Below are 3559 nucleotides of genomic sequence, written 5' to 3' on the forward strand. Positions count from 1 at the left end.
AAAGGACATGGCGTAGACAACCACATCCTTGCAGGTCGGGTGCACCTTTCCTTGATCACCCTCGATACCCGCTATCTACTCTGAATAGCGGAGGTGAGCTGCGCGCCCGCGCCTCGACGAGCGCGCTGATGACCGCATCCGCCGGAACGCCGCTCCTCCCGGGAGCGGCGGCAGAAGGCGATGGCGGCACCGTCCGCGCCACTTCTGCGGACCCGAGTGCAACTGGCCGCCAGTCGTCCAGTCCGGTGGCGGCTTCCAGGGCGGGCATCCGGGGTAACAGTGGTACTGCCCCAAAGGCCGTCACGGACAGATACGGCAGCCGGGTGCGCCTTCCCGGCCACCGCACCTTTCGGGGTCGTCCCGCCTCTGTAGTGAGCTCAGCAGGGATGCCTACAACGCGCTTTCGTGCAGGTCATTCGGCCGGATCAAGAACACGCCGACGACTGAAGCGACCAGCGCCACTGCGGCTGTGATGACCATGACGTCGGTCAACCCATCCACGATCTTGTCTTCGCGCGACCCGGCCGCGTGTCCATCAGGCACCAAGACTTTGCTCACTGCTGGGCGGAGTACGTCTCGGTACAACCATGGCATCGATCTCCGGAATGTCGATGCCTGCACGCTGAAGATCCTGGCAGTCATGCGCGAGCCAGCGTCGGGTTGAGCTGGCCCTGATCTCCGAGTGGTTGGAGTGCTGCGGGCGTTGCTCGACAACGCGATCTACGCATCATTCAGCTGGACTACAACCTGGCCGGATGCATCATAGCCAATAACGGCAGTGATGTCGGAGCTGCTCATCCCGTTATGCGCAGGACCGCTCCTGGGTAACCAAACAGCGTACGCACCGACTTGGCCACCTTCAACCGCTGGCAGCGGGTGAACGGCTGCCGTGACAGTCGTCCCGAACATAGTTACGGCGACACTGGCGACGTTGCCACGTACGACCCCAACCAAGATGACCTTCTGTTGCTGGGGGTCTAGGGGCGCGACGTAGGGCACCGGCTTGGCGGGCAGTATCGGCGGACCGTCGCCGAGAAGGAGCGCCGGGGGGGCCGGATTGCAAGAGACGAATTTGTTCGCCGCGTCGCCTCTGCCCCCTGACCGTGTGCGAGCAGAGCGAACACAGAAGACACCTTCGTCCAGCCAGGCAGTGGTCTCCCAGTCGGGCACCGAGGCGTCTAAGACTACGGAGGGATGCTCGTCCGAGGGAAGAGATGTTTCGATGGGGACAGAAGGCTCCGCAGTCCCACATGCTGAGACCGAAAGGAGTCCGGCCGCGACGGTCAGGATGACGCGAGAGCGCATGACCGAAGTATATCGGGCATTGCAAGCTAGTGGGCGTCTTAACCCCAGACCATGATCTGACGCCCCAGAAGGCAGCTTCATTGAGCATCCGCGAAACGTGGCGGAAGGCGCCGAAAGCTGCAGTCATTCATTCGCTCTGCAATCTTCGATCGCCCCCGGAAGAGCTGCTTACGACCAATCGCATCTCACGCCATCAAGCAAGCCATTTCACAGGTCCTGCGGCGGCCAGGGCCGCCGCAGGACCAGCCTCAGTCCATCAGCACCCGAAGCAGGCGTAAGTCCACCCGATACGGAATGAAGTCGACCAACTAGAGCCATCGATGGGGGCGGATCGCAGGGTGTGAGCGCCACCAGCCGACCTACTGTCCGACGAGCCACCAGTGCTGTCGCCATGCCATTCCACCTTGTGGAAGGTTCGATTCCACGTCACATCCCAGCCGTCGCTGCACAGCGGAACACTAAATCCAAGCTCGACAAACTGGGAAAGACCAATGTTGAAGTTGGTGCAAGTGCTGGGGCCATTCGTGCTAGATGAGGGAGACGCTTCGACGATATCGAAGGCCGCGGGGGAGGGATTCCAGTTAGTGTGCTCGGTCGATATATATCCCTTCTGGAGCTCCTTGCCGCCGCCAAGAACTCCAGTGCCCCAGCCATGCGCCGTTCCGCTGTGCGCGGCGTAGGCGGTGTCACCTGCGAATTGCACCTCGTAGTACAAGCCGCACCCTGACCATTCGAACTTCGGATCCGGCTCAACATCCTCGCTATACGCACACCAGGAATCAGTGATCGGTGGGGTGTCCAGGGCAGCCTTGCCCTGCGAGGTTGCGTATAGCTGGGCTCGAGACTGGCTCATCCCGGCCGCGAGTGCGTCGGAGTAGACGCTACGACCCGCCGCCCCGTAGGCGGTTGCAGTATGGAGCCGGTTGAGAGTCCGCCGCTTCGTCACCGAGATGGCACGGTCATAGCTGCGGCGGCCGTCTGCCATCGTTGTCGACCTCATGGAACCACTGAAGGCCACCTGCGCGTCAGCGGGTGCGACGACAGTAATTACGGAGTTTCCATCCGCGTAGCGATGACGCAAGGCCGACCCATCGTACAGACGTTCGGTGGAGATCTGACGTGGACTCCAGACCTCCTCGCCGACGTCAGACGTGGCATGCGCCGTTCCCGCGATGGACATCGACCCGACCAACAGCGCTGCGCTAGCTGTGGCGAGTGCCCGACGGATACTCATTGACTGATGCCTCCCCTATGGAGTCGCCGAAGCGCCTTGCTACATACACGCCTCTAGCGGAGGCGAATGCTGCACGACATTGGTCAAGAACTTAGAGCGCGACGCAGCGCACTGAGAGCTCGCGCAGTCTGGCTCGTCACCGTCGCCGGAGCACACCCAAGTGCTCGCGCCGTTTGCTCGACACTGAGATCATCCAGGAAGCGCAACATGACAACGGAGCGTTGACGCGGACCCAGCCGCCGCAGTGCCTTCAGTAGCATTTGACGGTCGTCAACGGCGCTCTGCGGGTCCTCTGACGAGACGATGTCCACCGTCGCGAGCGCTACGACCTCGCAGCGCCAACGCAACCGACGGCGCTCGCTCAGGTAGCTTCGGAGGATGACACGCCGGGCATACGCACCCAGTGCTGCTCGCCGGCTCAGTCGATCCCAGCGCTGGTACAACTTGCAGAGCGCCACCTGCACGAGGTCGTCGGCCACGTGCCAGTCGCCGCAGATGTAGTACGCCTCATGGCGGAGCCAGGCCCGGGACGCCTGGACGAATGCCTCGAATTCCACTTCGTTTACAACGCCAGCCATCGAAGATCCCCGTTTCCCCATGCAAGCGGCCGTCCCGTGCAGCACGCGTTGACACGACGTGATCGCGCCGGGCGGCCGGATCGGCCATTCATGATCCAAAATATTTGCTTACATCTTTGACTACAACCTGCTTGTGATCTTGAACACACCGTTACGTTGACCCAAGAGGTCTCGTGACTAGGTGAAGGCGTTGCCTTGGGGTCGGTCGGTGGGCAGCCCGCAGGAGTGATCTTGTGGAGATTGGCGGTGGCAGAAGCGGCATCGGTCAATGCCCGGGCGGCGCTGGCGGTAGTCGTGCAGGATCTCAGCGCCAGGACGTCACACACCCGACGTGGTCGGACATAGCCGGCCCCGCGCTTGGGTAGCTGTCCCAGCACCGCAAATATTTGATCTTGGTGTTTAGGTGTCGTAGGAGACGGATTGGCCCCGCGCAGCGTTGTTG

At 62.1% G+C, this 3559-nt stretch carries 3 protein-coding genes; all 3 read right to left on the minus strand.

What is annotated here, in order from left to right; genetic code table 11:
* Window positions 1–390 precede the first annotated feature (390 nt).
* Window positions 391–558, minus strand: a complete 168-nt coding sequence (locus AB0H52_RS31610; protein ID WP_192580542.1) for a hypothetical protein — start codon at window positions 556–558, stop codon at window positions 391–393.
* 1003 nt (window positions 559–1561) lie between these two features.
* Window positions 1562–2485: a hypothetical protein gene (locus AB0H52_RS31615; RefSeq protein ID WP_357951941.1), complete on the minus strand. Its 924-nt coding sequence runs from the start codon at window positions 2483–2485 to the stop codon at window positions 1562–1564.
* Window positions 2486–2622: 137 nt separating this feature from the next.
* On the minus strand, window positions 2623–3117 hold the full coding sequence (locus tag AB0H52_RS31620; RefSeq protein ID WP_151493382.1) for a SigE family RNA polymerase sigma factor: 495 nt from the start codon (window positions 3115–3117) through the stop codon (window positions 2623–2625).
* Window positions 3118–3559: the final 442 nt, after the last annotated feature.

This window comes from Micromonospora sp. NPDC050695, from assembly GCF_040654415.1.
Taxonomy (GTDB): Bacteria; Actinomycetota; Actinomycetes; order Mycobacteriales; family Micromonosporaceae; genus Micromonospora.